This window comes from Mesorhizobium caraganae (genome assembly GCF_016836705.1).
In the GTDB taxonomy this organism is placed as follows: Bacteria; Pseudomonadota; Alphaproteobacteria; order Rhizobiales; family Rhizobiaceae; genus Mesorhizobium; species Mesorhizobium caraganae.
In genome coordinates this window covers 21,457-43,514 of record NZ_JAFCGY010000030.1, presented here as the reverse complement: position 1 = coordinate 43,514, position 22,058 = coordinate 21,457, and the positions used below count along the sequence as shown (strand labels likewise).

Here is a 22,058-nt window from a genome sequence, read left to right as displayed (position 1 = left end):
GGAAATTTTCTTTTCACTTGCTACGCAGATGCGGCGGCAGTTCCGGCTCGCGCGAGGTGAGATCGGCAAAGAGGGCGTCGAAAGCCCTCCCCTCGACAGCTTCAGCAAGGCCCGCGAGTGCGTTGTCGATGGCGCGGGCCTCGTCGGCGTCCAGCACCCGGATGGCGGAGCCGAGATGGGTGAGTAGGTAGGTTCCCGGCGGTTGTGGGCCGACCAGCATGAGGGAGATCGAGGATATCCGGCCATGTCGCTCGCAGTGCGCGACGAACTCATTGCCGGCGACGGCCCGCATGGGAATGCCGATGCACACGATGCTCCTCCTGCGTCGTCCAGATCTCATGAAATCGGGAGCCGCGGTGCGCAGGGTGCCCACACGACTCCCCACCGGCCTCAGCCCTGGGAGAAGTTCAGCCGGCCAGCAGGACTGCACCGGCAAGGGCAATGGCCACGCCGGCGGTCCGCGCAGCAACTCGCTGGGCGTTGCCGAACCTCAACAAGGCCAGCCCGAAACCGGTGAGATGCAGCATGACCGTGGCAGCCATGAAGCCCGCCACATAGCCGCCAGCATGCGCCATCGCCGGAAGTTCGGTGCCATGGGCATGGCCATGGAAGAGCGCGCATGTTCCAACCACAGTCGCTGCGACCGACGTTGAAACCTTCACTTCGAAAGCCACCAGCAGACCGAGCAGCGCGAGGGTCAGCGCGATCCCGGTTTCCACCATTGGAAAAGCGAGGCCGTAAATGCCCAGGGCGCCCCCCACCGCCATGACCGTCACCAAGGCCAAGGGAACGATCCATCGGGCTTTACCGCCCAGCGTCAAGGCCCAGAAGCCGACCGCGACCATCGCCAGGATATGATCGCGACCGCTGAACGGATGGCTGAAGCCGGCAAGCGCGCCGTCGGTGTGAAGGCCGACATGCGCGTGGGCGATGCCCGGCAGCGCCATCGCGACGAGCGTCGCCGCAAGCCTACGGAAATTCATGATATCGTCCTCAATAGCGCAATGCGGCCGATGCGGCTCGGCGCTCGTAACGTTCGAAATCGATGTCGTTTTCAAGTAGTGGCGGAACCGCTGCTCCTTCCGGTCGCGCAGTGACGACGACGCCCCAGTCCCGCAATATTCCTACTGCCGTTTCGATTGCGCGCGGTATGACTGCCTTGACCGGCGTCGTCAGCGGGCCGCCCCAGTCCTCGAGATCCAGCGGCTGGCACCCGATGAGAACCAGCCGATCTGGATAGTGCCCCATGAGGTCAGCGGCGCTCAGCACCTCCTGGAAGCCGGTCTGATGCAGGCTCATCTTCTTGGCGCCAGTAAATTTCGGCACCTCGTCGTCTTCCACGATCTTCATCGTGCCCGGCTCGAGGCCGTAGTCGATGGCGTCGAACACGATCAAACGATCGTGTTCATTGACGAACTGCACGAGATAGAGCCCCTGCGTGCCGCCATCGAGGACGGTGACGTAGTCAGGCACCCGATACGCCTTGTGGAAGGTTTCCACCGCGCGCACGCCGAAGCCTTCATCGGCCCAGAGGATATTGCCGATGCCAAGCACGAGAATCCGCGGGGAAGGCGAAGAGGCCAAGGGATTTGGGGCGACCATCTAGTCCTCCCTGTCCTTGAAGAGCCGTTCGCCGGAAATCATCGACGAAATGATGCTCTGGCGGCTCATAATGTCCTCGCGGATCGCCACATAGATGTGAACCATGACGAAGACGAGGATTACCCACATGCCGAGATGGTGGACTGTGTGGGTGTCCTGGCTGTTGGGCCAGATCGAGAACACCCAGCCGAAGAGCGCATATTCCCAGCTGTCGCGCCCGGCACCCTCGCTATAGAGCGCAAAGCCGGTGATCACCATGAAGAAGAGCGGCAGGGTGACCATCAGGAACATGGTGAACTGGGCAAGAGGATTGTGGCCGACATATTTCTTCGGCTGCCGGGCCAAGAACGTGTAGCACCGCACCTCATGCAGCCATTCCTTCCAGAAGCGGCCGCTCCAGAAGGGCACATGGAAGATCTGGCGGGCATGGATATTGCCGACAAAGGCCCAGTACACCCTGAGGATCAGGAACACGGCAAGGACCTGCCCCGCCGCGAAGTGGATGAAGCGGATATACCCCATCAGGAAATTGGCGCTGGCCTCGCCCGGCACGGAAGGCAGCGGCGAGCCGATGAAATAGCCAGTTAGCGCGAGCGTCAGGATCAAGACGGCGTTGACCCAGTGCCAGATGCGCACCGGCGCTTCGTAAACATAGATGCTCTGGCGCTCGACGGCCTTTCCGCCGTGGGCGGCGGCGGCGAGAGTTTCATGGATAGTCATGACGTATCCTCCTCACCGGACCTGGACCTTGGCCATTTCCTGACCGTCCGGGCTCATGACATGCGTCGAGCATGCTAGGCACGGATCGAAGGAATGGATGGTCCTGAGGATTTCGAGCGGTTGGGTGGGGTCTGACATCGGCGTATCCATCAACGAAGCCTCGAAGGCGCCAATATTTCCTGCCGGATCGCGGGGGCTGCCGTTCCATGTGGTGGGTACGACGCACTGGTAGTTGTCGATCTTGCCGTCCTTGATTTTGATCCAGTGCGCGAGCGCGCCGCGCGGGGCCTCGGTAAAGCCGACGCCCTTGACCTCCTTGGGCCAGGTTTCCGGCTTCCACTTGTCGACATCGGCCGTAGAGACGTCGCCGGCCTTAATGTTGGCGATCAGCTTGTTCCGAAAATAGCGCATCTGGTGGCCGGCCCAGCTCGATTCGAGCGCACGAGCTGCCGTGCGGCCGAGTGTCGAGAAGAGGGCTGAAACCGGAAGGCCGAGATCCTTGAGCATCTTTTCGACCGGGTCCTTGAACTCCGCCTTGTTCTGGGCGTAGCCGACGACCCAGCGGGCGAGCGGCCCGACCTCCATGGCATGGCCGCGCCAGCGCGGCGCCTTGATCCAGGAATATTTAGCGGCCTCGTCGAGCTGCTCGATATTGGTCTTCGTCCCCTTGGCGTTGGGGCCGAGTTCGTAATGTGGCTCGGTAACCCCGTCCCAGGGATGCAGGCCCTTTGTCTCGTCGGGATATTTGTACCAGGAATGGGTGACGAATTCCTGGATCTGCTCGGGATCCTCATGGTCGACCGGCAGCACTTCGGCGAGATTGCCATTGATGATCGCGCCGCGCGGCAGCTTCAGGCTTGCCTCGGAGTAGTCGTTGACGTGCTCGGGTACGTCGCCATAGGCCAGCACGTTCTTGCCCGACAGACCGCCTCCATAGAGCCAGTCCTTGTAGAAGGAGCCGATGGTCATGATGTCGGGAACGTATACCTTGTCGTTGAACTCGATAATCTGGTCGATGATCGAGGTGACCATGTTAAGCCGTTCCATGTTGATCGCGCCGACCGCACCAGTACCGTCGATATTGATCGGACAGGGTACCCCGCCGACCAGCCAGTTTGGATGCGGGTTCTTGCCGCCGAAGATCGTGTGGATCTTGACGATCTCCTTTTGGAAGTCGAGCGCCTCCAGATAATGCGCCACCGCCATGAGATTGGCCTCCGGCGGCAGCTTGTAGGATGCATTGCCCCAATAGCCGTTCTTGAAGGGTCCGAGCTGGCCTGACTCGACGAATTTCTTGAGCCGGGTCTGGATGTCCTTGAAATAGCCTGGAGAGGAATGCGGCCAGTCGGACACGGACTGCGCGAGCGCCGAGGTCGCCTTCGGATCGGCCGAGATCGCAGAGATCACGTCCACCCAGTCGAGCGCATGAAGATGGTAGAAGTGCACGACATGGTCATGTGCCTGCAGCGCCAGCTGCATCAGGTTGCGGATCGAATTGGCATTGTCCGGGATGGTGATGCCGAGCGCGTTCTCGACCGCGCGTACAGAGGTTAGCGCATGCGTGCCGGTGCAGACGCCACAGATGCGCTCCGTGAAGGCCCATGCGTCGCGGGGGTCGCGGTTCTTTAGGATGACTTCAATGCCGCGCCACATGGTGCCGGTCGAGACCGCATTCCGGATGATGTTGTTCTCGTCGACATTGACCTCCACCCGCATATGTCCCTCGATGCGGGTGACGGGATCGACGACGATGCGCTTGCCCGAATTGTCCAGTGTGAAGCCGTTGGGTGTTTGAATTGTCACGATGCTGTTGCTCCCCGGGAGTGATTATGATGCGTCGGCTTTTTCGCGCTTGGTGGTCACGCGCTTGAACGCGGTTACCGCGGCATGGGCGGCGATTGCGCCACCCACGATGCCGGCGGCGGTCATGCCGACCTTGTCGGCGTTGGCCTCGACGCCGAACCGATGGAGGTTCGTCAGCCGGTCATAGAAGCTGCCGTTGTCCCAGAAGCCGTCTTCCGAGCAGCCGATGCAGCCGTGGCCTGACTGGATCGGGAAGGAAACGCCACCGTTCCAGCGCACGGTAGAGCAGGCATTGTAGGTGGTCGGGCCCTTGCAGCCCATCTTGTAGAGACAGTAGCCCTTGCGTGCGCCCTCATCGTCCCACTCCTCGACAAACTGGCCGGCATCGAAATGCGCTCGGCGGTAGCACTTGTCGTGGATGCGCTGCGAATAGAACATCTTGGGCCGGCCCTGCCGGTCGAGTTCCGGCAGCTTGCCGAAGGTCGTGATGAAGGTGACGACCCCGGTCATCACCTCCGCGATCGGGGGACAGCCTGGTACCTTAATGATCGGCTTGTCGAGGATGACCTTGTCGATGGGTGTCGCCTGGGTCGGGTTCGGCTTGGCCGCCTGGACGCAGCCCCAAGAGGCGCAGGCGCCCCAGGCGATAATCGCCATGGCATCCTCGGCCATCCACTTCAGCTTCTCAACGAAGGGTTTGCCGCCGTCGATGCAAAACATGCCGTCCTCGTTGAGCGGCGCATTGCCCTCGACGGCGAGGATGTACTTGCCCTTGTACTTCTCCTTCGTCTCTTTGAGTATAGCCTCCGCTTGATGGCCGGCGGCCGCCATGATCGTATCGTCGTAGTCGAGCGAGATCATCGACAGCACGACGTCTTTGACGAGCGGATGGGCCGAGCGGATGAAGCTCTCCGAACAGCAGGTGCACTCGAGCCCATGCATCCAGATGACGGGAACGCGTTCCTTGGTCTCGAGTGCTTCAGCCATCGCTGTCGCGGCACCCGGGCCGAAACCGAGGCTCGCGGCCGTCAGGCTGCAAAACTTGGTGAAACTGCGCCGGGTGATCCCCTGGCGACGAATGACGTCATATAAGGTTTCGGCAGCTGCCATGTTGCTCCTCTAGCAATTTCATCCCCCATCGCATCGCCCGGATGGACGCCGGGCTCTGTCAGAAATGCTTGCTGCAAGAAGCGGACCAATTTTCATTGCAGTTTGACGCTTGTTTACGGCACGCATCGCCGCTTTCAGCTCGGATGACAACGGCTTGGCCTTTCGAGAACGGTCACGGCATTCAGTTCCCGCCATCGCTGACGCCTGGTAGTGAGGTTCATAGATCATGATGACGCGGTCCAGCGCGCTCTTCCTGAATCTCGGCCCGCTCCCTGGCAGTCTGCTGCGGCCTATCGACCAAGTCCGCCTGCTTCTGCTTCACGCTATGATCGTTCAAGGCTCCGTTTTCGCCGGAACCAGGGGGCGGGGATGCCACTTTAGGGCTGGTGGTTTTTGCTACCTAATGTCCGACAAATGGCTGAGTTTGTAGAGCCGCCGCGATGGTGTCTTGGGAGGTCGAGACGGTCTCGCTACCACACATAAGCTGCGGTGGAGGCTCTTGTTGCTAACCTGTCAAACCGTTGATGTCTTCACGCGAACGCGTAAGTTTCGGCATGAGGTAGCAAAGGCCACCAAGTCTCAAACCATTCCCGACCGTCCGATGGATTTCAAGGCGAAGTAAAGTTGTGGCCCTCGCCCCTGGCTGCCGCGCGCTCTGTTCATCGCGAGGGTTCAGCCGCCTTACGTTCTGGAACTCCCTGAGGGCGACGGTCGGCTCTGACTGCGAGGAGCGGGACCGATGGTAACTTGAAATTAGCATAATCGTAATTATACTAAACTTACTTATGCTATTCGCGATTATGCTAAGGAGCGCTTGGGGAGACGCCGCAAGTCAACCTTTTGGTCTTCGGTTTCGATGCCGGGCAGAAGGGACACGCAGACTGGCGGGCCCACCAAGCTGCCCTTGCACAGGCGCTCGCCTCGGAGGGCTCTCGCCTCTACGCGGTTGGTGATCCGAAAGGAAAGCGACTTTGACGCGCGCATCTGACGGGGGAAATTACAAGGCAGCAGTCCAAAGAGCGGCCGTTGGATTCAACGCCAAGGTGGAAAGCGCTACGTCGACATAGGTGCGTTGGCTCAGCAGTGAGCCGGGCGACAATCAAGGTTTCCGGGTCTCCGATACGGCGGCACGAGGCGAAGTTCAGGACGTGGGTACGGGAGGAACGGCACTGACAATTCACAAAAGGGCGTCAGGCCGTATGACTTTTATCATTCTACCATGAAATTAGTTCCTCGACGGCTTCTGCCGAGAGATGGCGCTCACGAAGCAGTGCCGCCGCAATATTTTCAAGCTCCGGTCTCATCTCCTCAACGAGCGCCTTCGCGCGACGGAACTCAGCGGCAAGGACGTTTTCCACCCTGGCCTGCAGACCGCCGTTCATATGCAGCGTCACCAGCAGTTCCTCCTCGCTTGCCCCGGACAGGAACGTGAAGCCTGCACCCAGCCCGTAGGCGGCTTCGATCTGCAGGGCCGTCACGGTGGCGATGTGAAGGTCTGAACCTTTCCTTCCTCCTCCTCCAGCAGACCTCGAACCGAACACAATCTCCTCGGCTGCGAGCCCTGCAAGCGCGACGGCGATCCGGTCGAGGAATCCGGCCTTGGTCCGCTCCGGAAAGATGTCGTCGAAACATGCCCCTCCTCCCCGTTGCGTGACTTCACCTGTCGGGTCGAAGGCGTCGATGATCTCCACGCTCCTGAATTCGCCGACGCTCAGCGTCAGGCCGACGACGACGTGACCGGCCTCGTGGATCGCGTTTCGCCGCAGCATGGCTTTAGGAAGAGGTACCAGCTCGGGCAACTCGGCGAGCAAGTCCGCGGTTTCGAGGTCGCGCCGGGCGCGGCGCGCCCGGCGCCGCGCCCGCCTGGCGAGCTGTTCCAGGGCCGCCCCTGTCCAGCCATCCGTGCGAGCGGCGACGGAAGTCAGGTCCAGAGCGGACGACGCCTCGGCTAGATGCCAACCGAGAATTCCTTGTCGTCCCGTCATGTCCGGCAGCGGAATGTTCACATGCCTGTCGAGGCGGCCTGGACGGGTCAGTGCCGCATCCAGCATATCGGGAAAGTTCATCGCCCCGACCACGACGACGCCTTCCCGGCCATCGGACCCATCGAGACATTCCAGCAAGCCATTGACGACCTCGCGACTGTATTGTGCGTTGTGCCCGGAGAAGGACTGCCTGTCCTCAACGGAGTCAATTTCGTCAATGAGCACGATCGAGGGCGCGTTCCTCATGCCTTCTGCAAATGTGCCTCTCATCGCCTTCAAAAGATCTCCCAAGTGGCCCATTGCCTGCCAGCGTGCCAGCGAACCCAACACAAGATGGACTCCAGAGGTTCGCGCGAGAGCCGCGGCGAACGTCGTCTTGCCCGATCCCGGCGGCCCGCTGAGCAGGATTCCCCTGTCGACTTCCGACCAGCCGATCTTGCCTGCGCGCCAGTCCTTCAAGTCGACGACAAGCTCCCTTCCCCAGTCGGCAGCGGCGCCCAGTCCATGGAGGTCGTCCAGTGTCGGCCCCTGTACCAAGTTCGACTTTGGAGCGGTCATGGCAGCCCGAGCCGCCTGCAGGACCTTGTCCAGCGCGCCCTGCCCTTCCGCCAGGTTGCCGCGAGAACGTGCAGCGGGACCGTCGCCAGGAATGAGGCATCCTCGTCCGACAGAATCTGACCGCGACAGAAACGGGCGGCCGCCTTGAGATATCGGGGCTGGACGGCTGGAAGCACCAGCACGGAATCAGCCACCGCGTTGACGTTTTCCGCGAGAAGGTCGCGGGAATGCGTGACGACGATGATACGGTCGTTGCAACCCGTAACCCCGAGGAGGTCGAACCGCTCGGATTTTCTCCGGCCCTCCGGTTTGACCGTCATGACGAGCGTCCGGTCGCGATCGTATGCGCTTCCGGTGATGAGCGATTCGCTCTGCGCCGGGAATTTGGACGCGCCCTCGTAAATTTCCACATCCTCTTCGCTCGGTGCGATCAGGACGATCACGGCCGGTCGTCCCGACAGGAAGTCCCGTTGATGCCGAAGTGCACGCCTTACCGAGCAATAAGCGGCGAACCGCGTTGCGTTCGAGGCGAGTTTAATGCTCAGCGCTTTTGACAGGCGTTTCATTGAATGTCCTGACTCTGATGGTTCCGGCGCTCGGAGGGCGCTGCAGCGATGATGTTCGGAAGCCGCGGTCAGCCGCGAATGCGGCGGACGGCTGTCTCGGGTCCGATCCGCGCTTCGTCGAGATCGATCTCGACGAAACGTCGCAGGACCAGCGACGAAAGCCCCGCTATCGGGACCGTCTCATGGAAGGCGGCCAGGCATTCGGCGACGGTAAGAGAGCCGTGCTCGTCCAATGCAGCCAGCAGGCGGACCCGGTCGCCCAGCGGACAGTGCCAGCGGGCGTACCGAAGCAGGTCCATGGCATTGGCCAGCCTGTGCCCTGGAATGATCGTCGATTGGACGTCATATCGATATCCCGCCTCAGCGGCAGCATTCTCGATCCATGGCTCCAGAGGACTGCTTCCCGACGCTGCATCGACGATCGAAGTCCCTTCCTCCCGGACGACAAGGAAATCCGGAACGTGGCTGTCGCCCCGTCGCTCCAGGACGAGCGGGAGGCATGACCATTCTACCACCGCCAGGTCGAGGTCGAGCAGGCATCCGAGGTCTCGCGCCGCTCGGTTCCTGAACAGAGGCCCGCCGACGCAACGAACGGTTCCGCGTGGATGAAAATGAAGACGCGCGGCACCTGCGCGGACTGACGCGTTGGTCGGTCTGGATTTCGGGATGGGCGGTCATGGGAAGCTCCTACGCATACGCAAAAATGATCGGCCGCTGCGGGGTGCAGCGTCGGTGCGCGATCAGCGTATGAGGAGCGATGCCTGTTTCATGATGCGGCGAACAAATAGAGAACACGAATGGCGACGTCAACTGCCGCGATTGCATGAAACATCGAGGCGCGTAGGGCGCTCGACCAACGTGCAGACCGCTGAGCTGCCACGACCGAGGATGGGGTCTCCCTCCCTTTGCTCTGGCACGGCGCGGTGCGGCGGGACGTTGACTGATCATAATCTCGGGCGAGACAAAGCCCTTGCCTCGCCCCCGGACACGCCCCCCTGTTTGCAGGCACGCCGTCAGGGCCCCGTCAGCTTGACTGAGCATCATAGAGAGCGGGGCCAAGCGGTCCGAACCCACTGCGAAAAACCCTAAGCTGAAAGGAAACACGAGTCGCCATGTATAATCGGATCAGTGACTTATCCGCCAACTCTAGCTTGCCTGGCGAGCCCAGTCGGCCTGTCGACAACGACAGCTTTACACGAACGCTTGCGGACCTCGCACGGCGCAGGGACCTGCCATCTGGGGAGTTGCCCGACAAAATGGGGTGCTGCGCCAGCACGCCACATACCTGGGATCCAGGCAGCCCCAATCCGTCCTCTCCAGCGGGGCCAAGTACATCTTCTCCAGCGAGGCCGAGCACCTCCGTGTTCGAATACAGGACGGCCGAATTGCCTCACGCGAATGTGGACGGCATCTGCGTTGGGCTGACTGCGGAGTGGTTCAGGAATCTCCCCAACAGCCCGAGATCGCGAATGAATGCGCTTACACCGGGATCGCAAGGCCACGATGCAGCAGGTGATTGGCAGCAGCGGTATTTAGACGTCAGGAGATCGTCGCGAAACGAGGGAGCAGAGCCTTCCGACGCCAACCATCAGGCCAGAACCACCGTATTGCGCGAAGCGGACTTGAAGCCATCTGCAAAACAGAACGTTTATGCCTTCGATGAGCCTCGTAGCTTCTCGTCCATGCTGAAGAAAATCACGAAAGACGGGTCGAAGAATTTGCTCAGCTTGGGCTTTGCCGAAGGTGACAGACACACAATTGCGACGTCGGTGTCGGATGGAAGGACCACGCTCTTCGATCCCAACTATGGCGAATTTACTGTTCAATCGGATCAGACGGGTAGCTTGTTCCAAAGTCTCGCCAATCGGTACAGGAACCCCAACGGGCTGCATTTGTCGACAGTCACCACACAAAAGATAGACTAAGCTCGGCCTGATGGCCGCCTGACGCGCGCTTGCCTGGTCAGAAACCACGCATCGGACGCCTGGCACTTGGCAAGACTTGAGGCCCCGGTTCGGACATAGCCGGGGCTGTTTTTTGCATCTGCTGCAGCCTTTGGACTCGATCGTCACGTCATCGCCCCGGCAATGAAGCGGCTGATACTGTCCGGCAATGTGCGAATAAGTTGATGGAGTCGGAATCGCAATCGATACGCCGTGATTTGTCCGTAACTGCGTGCCACCGTTCGCTGATTTCACCCGAGCCTTCGATTGCCTAAATTCTCACATAGCCGACAGGGTTGTGCTTGTGGTCCGAGGGAGGGCGACGGACTTTTACTGGGACTGCCGAACGGCGCGGGATCAATAACAGGCTGGAGCGATACGCAGCTACCTGCGGCGGCAAACGCTCGTTGTTGCGCGTGGGAATTGATGGCGAGCAGTCTGCCCGGAAACATCTGCCCGCACAGTCTTGAGCTTCTTGCATTTCCTCCCTAGTCTGGGGGTGCCGCCCAGAAGGCACGAAACTTTCCTCGCCAGGCGCTTGTCGGCCGCGACCGGACAATGGTTCCCATCCGCTTGGTTAGCCTAATGCCGCAATTTTCGGCGGCAATCCGCTGAGGGTGGTGCTTGACGCGAACCACTTTTACAACAGCTCTGCGACGCTAAACAAATGGTCAGCCGTTTGTGGACATTTCGTCGGGCCGTGGTCGAGTAGCTCAGGCATTCGGCTTTCGCCCTCACAGATCCGCGCGGGCGGATTTCCCGCAACCGGCTCTTCCCGAGGGTGACCCGCGTCATATGTTCCCCCGCCGACCAGCCGACAGCGCGGCAAGGATTGAGAGCGGCGAAGCTTTCGCTAACGCCTACATTTCTCCGGTATTTCGGCGATGCATTCCTCGAGACGCTCCAGGCGGAACTTCGCATTGCGAAGTTCATGGCCGGCTTCGAAACGCCGATGGCGTCCCATGGGTGTGGTCACCGTGAGGTCGCGCTCCAGTTCGGCTATGCGCGCACGCACCTGCCGCACCTCGTCCTGACGCAACGCTTTGATCCATCCACGCCCGCGCATCGGTCTTCGTGCCAACACCCCAAAACCATGCGGCGCTATGCCACCGAGACCCTAATTTCCGGCAAGCCGAAACGCTCTAAATTTAACATCCGCTAAACTAAGTCTAGTCGCATCGGCATCGCCGTCGGCGGCTTGACGCGCGCATCGACAACCGCAAATCGCGTGATGCGTTCGGCGGCAAGCCACGCATGATGGACGCAGAGCAGATGGTGGAAATCACCGGCGCCCCGGCTGGGGGCGTTTGCCCCTTAGGCCTCGCCTCGCCACTGCCGGTCTATTGCGATGTGTCGCTGCGCGCCCACGATCACGTGGTGCCTGCGGCCGGCGAAACCAAGGCCAGCGGTTAAGAATCGGCGCCAAATGGTGCAACACTGCCAAGATGGCGGACCTGCGGCGAATGCAATAATCGACTGACAGCGATGAGCGGCAGCGCCAAAGCTCAGTGACAGGCCGTTAGGCGCCGGGCAGCGTGCCCGTCGCCGACATCTCGAAGACATCGAGCAGGATGGCCAGCCCGACGCCGCACGCGGTCAGGATGAGGCCGGCCATGAAGATGCGGTTGGCGCGTTCGTAGATGGGTCGGCGCAGCGAACTCATGTCGAGCAGCAGGGACAGCGCCCGCATCTGCAACGCGATGCCGACCAGGATCGGCACAACGGCGAACAGGTCGTAGAACCGCCATGGCACGGGGTTCGCCGCCCAATGCGTGACGAAGCCGAGCGAAAAGGCAAGCAGGATGCCCACGACGGTGATTGTGCCGTTGCGGAAAATCGTCTCGATCAGCTCTTCCTTCGGATCGTGCTCGTCCAAGCGTCCCTCCCCTCCCTCAGTCGTAGCAGGCCTTTGCACAGTGTGAGACCAAGCTCTCGGGAAAGCCTGTACATCGCCGCCAATTAGTCAAGAGAGCTTCTGGCAAAGCGAACAGGTGGCTGTGCAGGGAATTAGCGGAACTGGGCGGTGAAACGCCGTTGACTTTGGCACAGACTGAGACCGGCGATCGGGGCCTTGTGCCCTATCGCCCCATATGGGCGCTCCTCATTGTCGTATCTGCGCCAATCCTGCAACTTTTCGAACCTATTTGGCCTGACTCTCGCCAGATGCCTAGGATGATGGAATCACAACGAGCTGGCTGCGGAGGCATTGTCTGCACTTTGGGATCATGCCAGGCATTGCCTTCACAAGGAGGTCGCGATCGTCTCGTCCCAGTGAAAGTCGCAATCATTCTTGATTGCAACTTTCCGTAGCCAGCTCCGGCCATTTATTTCCCTAAGATCTGCGACGCAGGTCGAGGCGTTGTCGCCGTTTCGGCGGGTAAGATGGGCAGGACGACCTCCGGTACCTTTCCGGTCAGCGAGTTAAGAAAGGCAACGAGCTGGTCGACTTCTTCTGCCTTCAATTCTACGCCGAGCTGGGTAGTCCCCATAATGGCCACGGCCTGTTTCAGATCCCAAACCTTGCCCGAATGAAAGTATGGCGCGGTGAGCGCCACGTTGCGCAGCGGCGCCACGCGGAAAACAAAGGAATCGTCGGCTGAATTGGTGACGGCAAAGCGGCCCTTGTCGTTTTCCGGCCGTACCTCGGCGCTGGGCTTTTCAACAATGCCGAATGCGTAATAGGCCTGCCCACCAACGTTGAGACCGGCATGGCAGGACGAGCACCCTTTCTCCATGAAAAGCGCCAGGCCCCGTTGCTGTTCGGAAGTCATGGCGGCGTCATCGCCCTTGAGGAAAGCATCGAAGGGCGCCGGCGTGACCAGTGTCGCCTCAAAGGCTTCAACTGCCTTGGCTAAGTTGTCGAAGGTGACGCGATCGGCCTCACCGGGGAAAGCTGCATTGAACCAATCGACATATTGCGGCATCGACTTGAGCGTCGCGATGACCTGACCCGGTGTGTTGGCCATTTCGGCACCGGCTTGGATCGGTCCTTTGGCCTGAGCCTTCAGGTCTTCGGCGCGACCATCCCAGAACTGCGCGATGTTGAAGACCGCGTTCAGCACCGTCGGCGCGTTGCGCGGTCCCTTCTGCCAACCATGGCCGATCGAGGTTTCAAGATTGTCGTCGCCCCCGGTGGCCAAGTTGTGGCACGAATTGCACGACAAAACGCCTGACGCCGAGACGCGCGGATCGAAGAACAGTGCCTTGCCGAGGGCGATCTTTTCCGGTGTGATCGGGTTGTTGGCGACTGCCGGCGTGGTGGATGGCAAAGCCTTGAAAGTGGCCAGTGCCGTTTCTCTGAGGTCGGCGGCGATCGGTTCCGCAGCAAAAGCGGTGGCTGCCGGCAAGGCGATAGCCATCGTAGTGAATAGCATTTTCATCAATAATCTCCGAGCGTTGTGCACGGAAGCCATTGTGGGATATGCGGTTCGTGAACGCTCTGCGCTAGATCAACGGCGGGAGAGGACCGGGCCTGACGGCCAGACTTCGATCGGACCTGCGGTCGAATGGCGGAAGCCGCCACCAGGCTGTGTCCATCGCTTTGACCGTGGATCCCAACTCGTGGCCGGCGCCATCGCAATTTGTTCGCGCTGACGGCCTGGTGGGTTCCTTGGGGCGTGGCGACGATCACCATGACAATGCCAAGGCCAAGGCGGAAAAGCATCATGGAGACCATGAAGGTCGAAGCCGTGTATCCGATGACTTACGAAGCCTTCAGCGGCGCGAAACACCTTCGGCTTTTTCATTTTGTAAAATTCAAACGGAGGGGATCGGGAATCAAAGCAAACTCCGACCCAGTTACGGGACAGCCAACACCAAGCGGATCAACGTGCATGCCGGTGGGATGCGGCGCTATAGACCTCAATGCTTGATGAGCATCGCAATGATCCTGTCGAGACAATTGTTGCGTTCAGCGGCAACCCCCACTATGAAGCGACGCTTCGCCGACTATGTTTCAAGCCGCCCGGAGAATTTCATGACAGAAGAAGCCGACAAAAACATCGACACCCTCATCGAGCTCACCGCCGATGTCGTCTCAGCCTATGTCTCCAACAATCCGGTTCCGGTGGGGGACCTCCCTGCTCTGATCGGCCAAGTGCATGCGGCGCTGAAAGGCACGGCCGGAAGCGTCTCCGCAGAAGAGCCGGCGTTCCTTAAGCCTGCAGTCCCGATCAAGAAGTCGGTGACACCGGACTACATCTTCTGCCTTGAGGACGGGAAGAAATTCAAATCGCTAAAGCGCCATGTGTCGACCCACTATGGGCTGACGCCGGACGAATATCGCGCCAAATGGGGCCTGCCGGCGGATTATCCCATGGTCGCCCCGAACTACGCCGCGGCGCGCTCGGCATTGGCCAAGACGATGGGGCTCGGCCGCAAACCGAAGGAGCCGGAAACGCCGGCGCCGGCGCCGGCGAAGCGGACCCGCAAGAAGGTCGCGGCTTAATTTCGGTAATCGACATTCGTTCTGGAGCGGGCTGCAGCCATTGGCATGATCTGTGCGGAAGATGAAAGGGCGGGGGGAAGCAACCCCGCCTTGTCTTTGCCGACAGCCTGGTTTCAGGAATTCGCGACGGTTTGCAGCAAATCTTCTGACCGATTCTCCGGTCAAGCCATGCTCTCGCCCACTCTGGTCGAGCGGGTCAGCCTATCAGGGACGTGCCGGGTGCTTGCGGCTCTTGCGGGACGCAGCCGAAAAATCAGCCAGCTTTGCTGAGGCTGCCAGCCGATGACTTGCCAGTGCGGCGGTCCTGTTCGATCTCATAGTTGATCTTCTGACCTTCATTGAGGGTTGAGAGGCCCGCGCGCTCGACAGCGGAAATGTGGACGAAAACATCCTGACCGCCATTGTCGGGCTGGATAAATCCAAATCCCTTGGTGCTGTTGAACCACTTCACTGTTCCGGTCGCCATATGGGTATTCCTTTGTAACAATTGCAACGTGGGCAGGCCATAAGGCCAGTCCGATTCATAGCCGAGACTTTAGGCAAAGCAAAAACGAAAAATTGCAGGGCCCGGCTCGATCTGCTGATGGTGGCTCGCGCCACTGGGTCAACGGCCGGGTGGTTCATGTCGCCACCTTGGTGCATAACCCTGGCCAGGCTTGAAGGAGTTCAAAATTGGATTGTTTCGAAAGGATCGAGGCGTTAATCGATGCGGCCAGCGCGGATGCGATCGATAGGGCGCGCGTTTTGCTGAATCAGTTCGACGATAAGTCACAAACAATCGCCCAAGCGATCGACGACTTCCTGCTTGATTTGATGACCCTGGTGTTTGTTATTGAAAGCACCCAGGAGATGTTCCATTATCCGGCGCGGCGGTTGGCACATCTGAAATTGACCAGGGTCAGGCTGTTGTTGGCATCATAGCCTTGAGCTTAGAGCCGGTCCCGGTTAGAAGGCATCGATCTGTTCGTCGGCTGACCAGCGCGCGAAAACTGCCGGCATGGCGTGTGCAAAATTCCGTCGCCCCCTCAGCCCGCGGCGGCTGCAACTGCTTACCTTTCCAGCATTGCCGCGCCCCGATCGGAAAAGGAAACGTTCAATGCCACACGGACTTCAGTGAATAGCGCATTCGGCATGGCGCCCACGCAAAAGGTCCCTCTTTGTCGCCCACTTAACCACCCAGCACCGAAGAACCCTATCGTCGGAAATTGTTACGGTTTCTGCTTGTCCCGACGACTGAACGGAGAAGAGAAAAATTCTGATCCAAACTGCCCAAACTGCAAAGTGTGTTTTCGGCACTTTCGCAGATGGCGAAGCATCAGATGTTTATGCCTTCCAATCGGGGCCGCGCCGGATCCTGGCTGCGCCAGGCTGTATTGAGCGAAGTCCATTTCCGCTGCCGAAAATGGCTATGCAAACAACGTGCGATTTCGGCTCTCGAATGGCAGCATCGATCATGGACGATTGACCCAACGCCTTGAGTAGGCCGCCACCTAAACCGCGAATAACGACAATACTGACGCCAGCCCTGTTCCTGGAAAAATAGGATAATGCGAAAATTACCCTTTGATACAGTTCTGATCGCCAATAGAGGCGAGATCGCCATACGAATCGTCAAGACGCTGCGCGAGCTGGAGCTGCGCTCTGCAATTGTCTACCACGATGTCGATGCGGGGACGCCAGCCGTCTCAATGGCCGACGTGGCGGTTCCCATAAGCGGTCGCACACCGGTCGCGGCCTATCTCGATGCCGCTCAAATCATCGCTGCCGCCCACGAGGTAAACGCCGGGGCGGTACACCCAGGCTATGGATTTCTGTCGGAGAATGCGGGGTTTGCCCGCAAGGTGTTGGAGGCCGGCATCGTGTTCATTGGGCCTACTCCCGAGAATATCGAATTGATGGGCGACAAGATCCGTGCCCGCAAGTTCGTTCAGCGGAACGGATTTCCCGTCGCGCCTTCGGCGATCGAGGAGGATGATCCAGCAACGTTCATTTCGCGCGCACGGTCCATTGGAGCGCCCTTGCTGGTGAAACCATCCGCCGGCGGCGGCGGCAAGGGCATGCGGATCGCGCGCGGCCTCGATGCATTGGAACACGCCATTGTGCAGGCACGCAGTGAGGCGCAACGGTACTTCGCAGATGCTCGGCTTTACGTCGAACGATATGTCGAAAAGCCGCGGCATATCGAAGTGCAAGTGCTTGGCGACTCCTTCGGAAATGTCATTCATCTGTTCGAGCGGGAATGCTCTGTGCAGCGCAGGTTCCAGAAGGTCATTGAGGAGGCGCCCTCGCCAGCGCTCTCCGCGGAGTTGCGCAAGAAAATCTGTGAAACTGCCGTCGACATCGCTCGAGCCGCCAACTATCGAAATGCGGGGACTGTGGAATTCATCTTCGACGGGAGCGAGTTCTATTTTCTCGAGATGAATACGCGCCTGCAAGTGGAGCACCCGGTCACTGAAATGATCACTGGCATCGATCTTGTTGCCGAACAGGTCAATGTCGCGGGGGGCCACGAGCTTAGACTTTCACAACCCGATATTGTCTTGGCAGGACACGCAATCGAGGCCCGGGTATATGCTGAAGCTCCCGCACGCGGCTTTGCTCCCACGACCGGCAAGATATTGGTGCTCGACTATCCGGTCGGTCCAGACGTACGGATCGACAGTGGCATCTTGCAAGGTCAGCAGATTACGACAGCCTTCGATTCCATGTTGGCAAAGGTCATCGTGCATTCGCCCACGCGCACTGAAGCTGCGCTCAAAGCCGAACGCGCGATGCAGGAGCTGGTGCTCCTCGGCTGCGAAACAAACACGAATTTCCTCGCGCGCGTCCTCGCGGACGAGCAGTTCCTAAGCGGGCAAGTCCATACTGGATATCTCGACGAAAATCCGCACCTTGCCGCTGGCGAATTTGGGTCCGACTTGTCGGCATTCCTGGCAGCCGCCGCCCTCCTAACGCGACCAGTCCGCGATTCGGCAGATGCCGTGCCTGAGCTTCACGCGTCCCTGGGCAGTTGGAGAAACTGACGTGAACCACTTCTTGGAGCTGGAAGGCGTAGATTATCAGTTATGGCTTTCACCCTGTAAGCAGGGCTATCGCCTTCACTTGGGCGACGAGGTGACAGCCCCAATCGATTTCTGCCATCAAGGCAATGGACGCGGCATCCTTACCATTGCCGGCGCAAGAGAGCCGGTCAGGTTCGCCATCGATGGTGACACCATTCACCTGCATATTCGGGGCAGGACGAGCGTCTTGCGCTACCGAGACCCATTGTCAGCGCTTGCTCTCGCGGAAAAGCATGCAGGTCATCTGGTCGCACGCGCGCCGATGCCGGGCGTCGTCGTTGCAACGAGCGTTTTGCCTGGTGAAGCGGTTGCCGCACGCACGGCGCTGATGGTGATCGAGAGCATGAAGCTGGAAACCGTCATACGCTCGTCACAGGACGGCGTGGTCGAGCGAGTGCACTTCAAAGAAGGCGAGAGCTTCGAGCAAGACGCTGTGCTGGTTACGCTCTCAGCGGAAGGGCATTGAGATGCAGCGGATCGCTTCTCTGGTCGACGTCAAATCGGAAGAATTTTGTCTCAATGAGCTCCACAACAGACGGCTTGCAGCGGAATTAAAGGAGCGCCAGCGTGCCGTGCGCTTCAACCGTCCAGAGCGGGATCGCGAGCGCCTACAGCGACAGAACAAGCTTTTTGTCCGTGACCGTGTCGAGGCATTGCTCGATCCAGAAACTCCGTTCCTCGAACTTTCGACACTGGCTGCGAACAAGGCTTATGACGGCGAGGTGCCTGGCGCAGCGCAGGTCGTCGGCATCGGTATCGTAGCGGGCCGCGAGGTGATTGTTCACGCGGATGACGCGAGCGTGAAGGGTGGCGCGTGGTATCCGCTGTCGGTCAAGAAAATCGTACGGTCTTTGGATATAGCAATCGAAAATCGCCTGCCCGTTGTTCATCTTTGCGACTGTGGTGGAGGATTCCTGCCTTTGCAGGCGGAGTTCTTCGCCGATCGCCACCACGCGGGCAGAATCTTCCACAACCAATCCACTCTCTCGAAGATGGGCGTGCCGCAGGTCGCCGTCGTGATGGGGCATTGCATTGCGGGAGGGGCCTACGTCCCTGCGCTCAGCGAATACAACATTATCCTACAGGGAAGCGGAGCGATATTTCTCGGCGGCCCATCGGTCGTGAAAGTTGCGACCGGCCAGAACGTATCTGTCGAAGAACTCGGCGGCGCTGACATGCATACCAGCGTATCGGGAACGGCTGACTATCTCGCGAACTCAGAGATGCACGCGATCGCCATTGCCCGCGACATCGTCGCCCGTTTCAACCGTATCGAGAAAGCGCCGATCGATCGCGTCGCTCCCGAACCGCCTGCATATCCTGCGTCTGAATTGTACGGCATAATTCCAAAGGATTCTCGATCCCACTTTGAAATGCGCGAGATTATCGCCCGCTTGGTCGATGGCAGCCGGTTCCACGAATACCAGCCACGCTACGGCCGATCTCTGCTGTGCGGCTTCGCGCGCCTTCATGGATATCAAATCGGTGTTCTTGCGAACAATGGCGTGCTGTTCGGCGACAGCGCGCTGAAGGGCGCTCACTTCATCCAATTGTGCGACATGAATCGGACGCCTCTGTTATTCCTGCAAAATATCACCGGCTTCATGGTCGGCCGCGACTACGAGCAAGGAGGCATCACGAAGAATGGCGCAAAGCTCATCATGGCCATGTCGGGGGCGTCGGTGCCTAAATTCACGGTCGTTTGTAACCATTCTCACGGAGCGGGAGCATTCGCCATGGCAGGGCGAGCCTTCGACCCGCGTTTTCTGTTCACCTGGCCGCAGGCTCAGATTTCAGCCATAGGGACCGATCAAGCGACGCGAGTCCTTACGGACATCAAGGCAAAGCAACTGGCCGTCGACGGGAGGCACCTGTCCGAGCAGGAGTTGGAGGCTATTCGAGAGTCGATTTCGGAAGAATACAAAGAGCGGTCGAGCGCATACTACGCAACCTCTGAGATCTGGGACGACGGGATTCTTGATCCCGCCGATACCAGAGCCGCGCTCGCAATGGCCGTGAGTGCTTCGCTCAATGCTCCCATCGAAACGCCGCGTTACGGCGTCTTCAGAATGTAGTGTTTCCGATCTGTGAAAATGCACATAGGCCTATTGCGACCGCTCGCGGACACCGGGGCCGCACTGGCGGTGACCTCGACCAGACGAATCGGTCGAGCAGGTCGCTTGCGGGAGGGGCGATATGTGATGACACGGAGCCGCTGATCAGTCTTGGCTGAATAGGGTGATGGTATGAACACCTCGCGATGCCTCAACCTTTCCACCAACCGCGAGAGTAATTGCGACGGGACTGCGCGTCAAAGGTAGACGAGGCAATCGAGCCTCGAAGTGGCGTTGTCCGCGTCGAGAGGGAGGCTCTGTAAGGGCCCGGATAAAAGGATGGCTGACGATGGATCTCTGCACGCTGATAGACCGCAATGCGGCGTTTGCTCCCGACAAGCCTGCAATCCGGTTCGAGGGCGAGACCTTGAGCTACGCCGCCTTAGGCCAACGCATTGAGCAAACCGCTCGCGCCCTGAACACCGAGCTCGGAGTCAATAAAGGCGACCGCGTGGCTATCCTCAGCCTAAACCGACCTGATTACCTGGTTCTTCTCTATGCCTGTGCGCGTATTGGCGCGATTTTGGTGCCTTTGAACTGGCGGCTCTCCGTGGCTGAGCAGCTCTTCATCTTGTCCAACGCCGATGCAAAGGTAGTCGTGGTTGAGCAGGCCTTTGCGGCACTGCTGCCGCCTCTGGCACACAGGGCGCCCGACATCTTCGTCGTCGGTTTCGACTTCGCTCCTCCTCGCGGGAGTACATGGGGCGACCTGTTGGACCAAGGCATTGGCGATGGCCGCAACCCACATGCCGACTTGAGCTGTCCGCTTTTGATCATCTACACTTCTGGCACAACCGGACGGCCGAAAGGCGCGGTCCTGCGCCAAGAAGCATTGCTCTGGAATGGGGTGATGAGTCAGCACATGCATGCCCTGACTTCTGAGGATCATGTGCTGTCGGTATTGCCATTCTTTCACGTGGGCGGTCTCAACATTCAGACCACTCCGGCATTGCATCATGGTGCGACGGTCACGATCCATTCCCGGTTTGCGCCAAACGCGACACTTGCAGCCTTCGAGCGCGATCGGCCAACGCTTACGGCATTGGTACCGACGACCATTCAAGCGTTGGCAGACCACGCCGAATGGTCGACAACCGATCTATCGTCCTTAAAGGCTGTTTCGACCGGCTCGACAATTGTAGCTCAACATTTGATCGAGCGCGTTACTGCGCGGGGGGTACCGGTGCTGCAGGTCTACGGCTCCACGGAAACATGTCCCCTCGCCATCTATACGAGGCTCGGCGGTGACCTTTCGCGCGAGGGGTCGACTGGCCTACCGGGACTATGCTGCGAAGCCATGATTATCGATGACGCTGGCAAGGAGTTGCCGCCAGGCGCCCCGGGCGAAATCGCGGTGCAGGGCCCCAACGTCTTCCATGAATATTGGCGCGATCAACAAGCGACCCGAGAGGCGCTGCGTGAGGGCTGGTATCGCAGTGGCGATCTCGGTCACCGCGATGCCGACGGTTATTTTTGGGTCCGTGATCGCAAAAAGAACCTGATCATTTCCGGCGGAGAAAACATCTATCCGGCGGAAGTCGAGCGGGTGCTCAACGAGCACCCCGATGTCGCAGAATGCGCTGTCGTTGGCCGGCCGGATCCGCGCTGGGACGAAGTGCCGGTCGCCTACGTGATCAGGCGGGCGGGGGCTCGGATCGAAGCAGAAGCACTGGCTGCCCATGTGCAGTCCCAGGTCGCCCGTTTCAAAGTCCCGCGCGAGTTTATTTTCACCAAAGAATTGCCGCGAACGGCGTTGGGCAAAATCCAGCACTCTATTCTGAAAGAGCTCGATGCGAGACCAAGCCAGCAAAGAGGCAGCAATTGAAGATCGGGGCGTTGCGCGATGACTGGGTTCTTTTACGGCCACAGGTGAACTTGCGATTCAAGGTGAATGCGGCTGTGACGGTGCCATACGAACCCGGCCTCGGCGAAAGGTTCGCAGGCTATCGCTTGTGATTTCTGTCGCGAATTTAGATTTTGGACGCGAAGCGTAATATTGAGCGCGCTGCTCATGCCGCCCACCAATCGCCGTCTGGCCGTCAATCGCCTTTTATCAATCTCGACCAGCTGCAGCCTGCGGTCGCCCGGCGGGATCAGCAAACGGCATCGCACAAGGCCGCTTCATCCTCGCATCCGCCGCAATGTCTC

At 59.6% G+C, this 22,058-nt stretch carries 20 protein-coding genes and 2 pseudogenes; 8 read left to right on the top strand and 14 right to left on the bottom strand.

The genetic code is table 11. The features are described from left to right. Positions 1–13: 13 nt before the first annotated feature. From JQK88_RS29425 to JQK88_RS37585, 10 genes and pseudogenes are all read right to left on the bottom strand, one after another. A complete protein-coding gene (locus JQK88_RS29425) occupies positions 14–310 on the bottom strand; it encodes a HypC/HybG/HupF family hydrogenase formation chaperone (RefSeq protein ID WP_203280267.1) in 297 nt (98 codons plus the stop codon). Positions 311–407: 97 nt separating this feature from the next. Continuing rightward, the gene (gene hupE, locus JQK88_RS29420) at positions 408–947 is read right to left on the bottom strand and encodes a nickel permease HupE (protein WP_246750095.1); all 540 of its coding nucleotides are present in this window, start codon (positions 945–947) and stop codon (positions 408–410) included. A gap of 46 nt (positions 948–993) precedes the next feature. Continuing rightward, positions 994–1,602 (bottom strand): HyaD/HybD family hydrogenase maturation endopeptidase, encoded by a 609-nt coding sequence (locus JQK88_RS29415; RefSeq protein ID WP_203280265.1) that lies wholly within the window; start codon positions 1,600–1,602, stop codon positions 994–996. After that, entirely contained in the window at positions 1,603–2,322 is a 720-nt protein-coding gene (gene cybH / locus JQK88_RS29410; RefSeq protein WP_203280264.1) for a Ni/Fe-hydrogenase, b-type cytochrome subunit, read from the bottom strand. Between the two features lie 12 nt (positions 2,323–2,334). Continuing rightward, positions 2,335–4,125: a nickel-dependent hydrogenase large subunit gene (locus JQK88_RS29405; RefSeq protein WP_203280263.1), complete on the bottom strand. Its 1,791-nt coding sequence runs from the start codon at positions 4,123–4,125 to the stop codon at positions 2,335–2,337. A gap of 24 nt (positions 4,126–4,149) precedes the next feature. Beyond that, positions 4,150–5,235 carry a hydrogenase small subunit gene (locus JQK88_RS29400; RefSeq protein WP_203280262.1) on the bottom strand — a complete coding sequence of 362 codons (1,086 nt, stop codon included), beginning with the start codon at positions 5,233–5,235 and terminating at the stop codon, positions 4,150–4,152. A 1,214-nt stretch (positions 5,236–6,449) separates the two neighbouring features. Further along, positions 6,450–7,778, bottom strand: coding sequence for an AAA family ATPase (locus JQK88_RS29395; protein WP_203280261.1), 1,329 nt, complete (start codon positions 7,776–7,778; stop codon positions 6,450–6,452). Further along, positions 7,775–8,344: a hypothetical protein gene (locus tag JQK88_RS29390; protein ID WP_203280260.1), complete on the bottom strand. Its 570-nt coding sequence runs from the start codon at positions 8,342–8,344 to the stop codon at positions 7,775–7,777. Before JQK88_RS29390 ends, JQK88_RS29395 begins: the two co-directional genes overlap by 4 nt. A 68-nt stretch (positions 8,345–8,412) precedes the next feature. Next, positions 8,413–8,643 (bottom strand): hypothetical protein, encoded by a 231-nt coding sequence (locus JQK88_RS35835; RefSeq protein ID WP_210388408.1) that lies wholly within the window; start codon positions 8,641–8,643, stop codon positions 8,413–8,415. A gap of 537 nt (positions 8,644–9,180) precedes the next feature. Continuing rightward, positions 9,181–9,361 (bottom strand): annotated as a pseudogene (locus JQK88_RS37585) (IS30 family transposase); the annotation flags it as partial. A gap of 95 nt (positions 9,362–9,456) precedes the next feature. Here JQK88_RS37585 and JQK88_RS29380 point away from each other — a divergent pair. Beyond that, the gene (locus JQK88_RS29380) at positions 9,457–10,269 is read left to right on the top strand and encodes a YopT-type cysteine protease domain-containing protein (protein ID WP_203280259.1); all 813 of its coding nucleotides are present in this window, start codon (positions 9,457–9,459) and stop codon (positions 10,267–10,269) included. An 871-nt stretch (positions 10,270–11,140) separates the two neighbouring features. On the opposite strand, the gene JQK88_RS29375 is transcribed toward JQK88_RS29380, so the two are convergent. Beyond that, a complete protein-coding gene (locus JQK88_RS29375; RefSeq protein WP_246750094.1) occupies positions 11,141–11,326 on the bottom strand; it encodes a hypothetical protein in 186 nt (61 codons plus the stop codon). Positions 11,327–11,481: 155 nt separating this feature from the next. Here JQK88_RS29375 and JQK88_RS29370 point away from each other — a divergent pair. Continuing rightward, positions 11,482–11,694 (top strand): annotated as a pseudogene (locus JQK88_RS29370) (YbaK/EbsC family protein); the annotation flags it as partial. Between the two features lie 112 nt (positions 11,695–11,806). Here the strand turns inward: JQK88_RS29370 and JQK88_RS29365 are convergent. Both JQK88_RS29365 and JQK88_RS29355 read right to left on the bottom strand, forming a co-directional pair. Further along, positions 11,807–12,163 carry a hypothetical protein gene (locus JQK88_RS29365; RefSeq protein WP_203280257.1) on the bottom strand — a complete coding sequence of 119 codons (357 nt, stop codon included), beginning with the start codon at positions 12,161–12,163 and terminating at the stop codon, positions 11,807–11,809. Positions 12,164–12,611: 448 nt separating this feature from the next. Continuing rightward, complete coding sequence (locus tag JQK88_RS29355) at positions 12,612–13,667, bottom strand: cytochrome-c peroxidase (protein WP_203280256.1); 1,056 nt, start codon at positions 13,665–13,667, stop codon at positions 12,612–12,614. Positions 13,668–14,263: 596 nt separating this feature from the next. Between JQK88_RS29355 and JQK88_RS29350 the strand changes: the two genes are divergently transcribed. Continuing rightward, positions 14,264–14,734: a Ros/MucR family transcriptional regulator gene (locus JQK88_RS29350; protein ID WP_203280283.1), complete on the top strand. Its 471-nt coding sequence runs from the start codon at positions 14,264–14,266 to the stop codon at positions 14,732–14,734. Positions 14,735–14,987: 253 nt separating this feature from the next. Here JQK88_RS29350 and JQK88_RS29345 read toward each other — a convergent pair whose 3' ends face one another. Next, positions 14,988–15,200 (bottom strand): cold-shock protein, encoded by a 213-nt coding sequence (locus tag JQK88_RS29345; RefSeq protein WP_095777381.1) that lies wholly within the window; start codon positions 15,198–15,200, stop codon positions 14,988–14,990. Between the two features lie 206 nt (positions 15,201–15,406). On the opposite strand from JQK88_RS29345, the gene JQK88_RS29340 reads away from it, so the two are divergent. The 5 genes from JQK88_RS29340 to JQK88_RS29320 all read left to right on the top strand — a co-directional run bounded on the left by JQK88_RS29340 (position 15,407) and on the right by JQK88_RS29320 (position 21,735). Next, positions 15,407–15,655, top strand: coding sequence for a hypothetical protein (locus tag JQK88_RS29340; RefSeq protein WP_203280255.1), 249 nt, complete (start codon positions 15,407–15,409; stop codon positions 15,653–15,655). Between the two features lie 626 nt (positions 15,656–16,281). Then, positions 16,282–17,757 (top strand): acetyl-CoA carboxylase biotin carboxylase subunit, encoded by a 1,476-nt coding sequence (locus tag JQK88_RS29335; protein ID WP_203280254.1) that lies wholly within the window; start codon positions 16,282–16,284, stop codon positions 17,755–17,757. A gap of 1 nt (position 17,758) precedes the next feature. Beyond that, positions 17,759–18,262, top strand: coding sequence for an acyl-CoA carboxylase biotin carboxyl carrier protein subunit (locus JQK88_RS37240; RefSeq protein ID WP_203280253.1), 504 nt, complete (start codon positions 17,759–17,761; stop codon positions 18,260–18,262). A 1-nt stretch (position 18,263) separates the two neighbouring features. Further along, complete coding sequence (locus JQK88_RS29325; protein WP_203280252.1) at positions 18,264–19,871, top strand: acyl-CoA carboxylase subunit beta; 1,608 nt, start codon at positions 18,264–18,266, stop codon at positions 19,869–19,871. A 328-nt stretch (positions 19,872–20,199) separates the two neighbouring features. Continuing rightward, positions 20,200–21,735, top strand: coding sequence for a class I adenylate-forming enzyme family protein (locus JQK88_RS29320; protein WP_203280251.1), 1,536 nt, complete (start codon positions 20,200–20,202; stop codon positions 21,733–21,735). Positions 21,736–22,058: the final 323 nt, after the last annotated feature.

Bases quoted from the DNA above. Each gene is read 5' to 3' on its own strand.
- hupE (WP_246750095.1), bottom strand. From the start codon at position 947: ATGGCGCTGCCGGGCATCGCCCACGCGCATGTCGGCCTTCACACCGAC.
- JQK88_RS29415 (WP_203280265.1), bottom strand. From the start codon at position 1,602: ATGGTCGCCCCAAATCCCTTGGCCTCTTCGCCTTCCCCGCGGATTCTC.
- cybH (WP_203280264.1), bottom strand. From the start codon at position 2,322: ATGACTATCCATGAAACTCTCGCCGCCGCCGCCCACGGCGGAAAGGCC.
- JQK88_RS29400 (WP_203280262.1), bottom strand. From the start codon at position 5,235: ATGGCAGCTGCCGAAACCTTATATGACGTCATTCGTCGCCAGGGGATC.
- JQK88_RS29395 (WP_203280261.1), bottom strand. From the start codon at position 7,778: ATGACCGCTCCAAAGTCGAACTTGGTACAGGGGCCGACACTGGACGAC.
- JQK88_RS29390 (WP_203280260.1), bottom strand. From the start codon at position 8,344: ATGAAACGCCTGTCAAAAGCGCTGAGCATTAAACTCGCCTCGAACGCA.
- JQK88_RS35835 (WP_210388408.1), bottom strand. From the start codon at position 8,643: ATGGACCTGCTTCGGTACGCCCGCTGGCACTGTCCGCTGGGCGACCGG.
- JQK88_RS29380 (WP_203280259.1), top strand. From the start codon at position 9,457: ATGTATAATCGGATCAGTGACTTATCCGCCAACTCTAGCTTGCCTGGC.
- JQK88_RS29355 (WP_203280256.1), bottom strand. From the start codon at position 13,667: ATGAAAATGCTATTCACTACGATGGCTATCGCCTTGCCGGCAGCCACC.
- JQK88_RS29350 (WP_203280283.1), top strand. From the start codon at position 14,264: ATGACAGAAGAAGCCGACAAAAACATCGACACCCTCATCGAGCTCACC.
- JQK88_RS29345 (WP_095777381.1), bottom strand. From the start codon at position 15,200: ATGGCGACCGGAACAGTGAAGTGGTTCAACAGCACCAAGGGATTTGGA.
- JQK88_RS29335 (WP_203280254.1), top strand. From the start codon at position 16,282: ATGCGAAAATTACCCTTTGATACAGTTCTGATCGCCAATAGAGGCGAG.
- JQK88_RS29325 (WP_203280252.1), top strand. From the start codon at position 18,264: ATGCAGCGGATCGCTTCTCTGGTCGACGTCAAATCGGAAGAATTTTGT.
- JQK88_RS29320 (WP_203280251.1), top strand. From the start codon at position 20,200: ATGGATCTCTGCACGCTGATAGACCGCAATGCGGCGTTTGCTCCCGAC.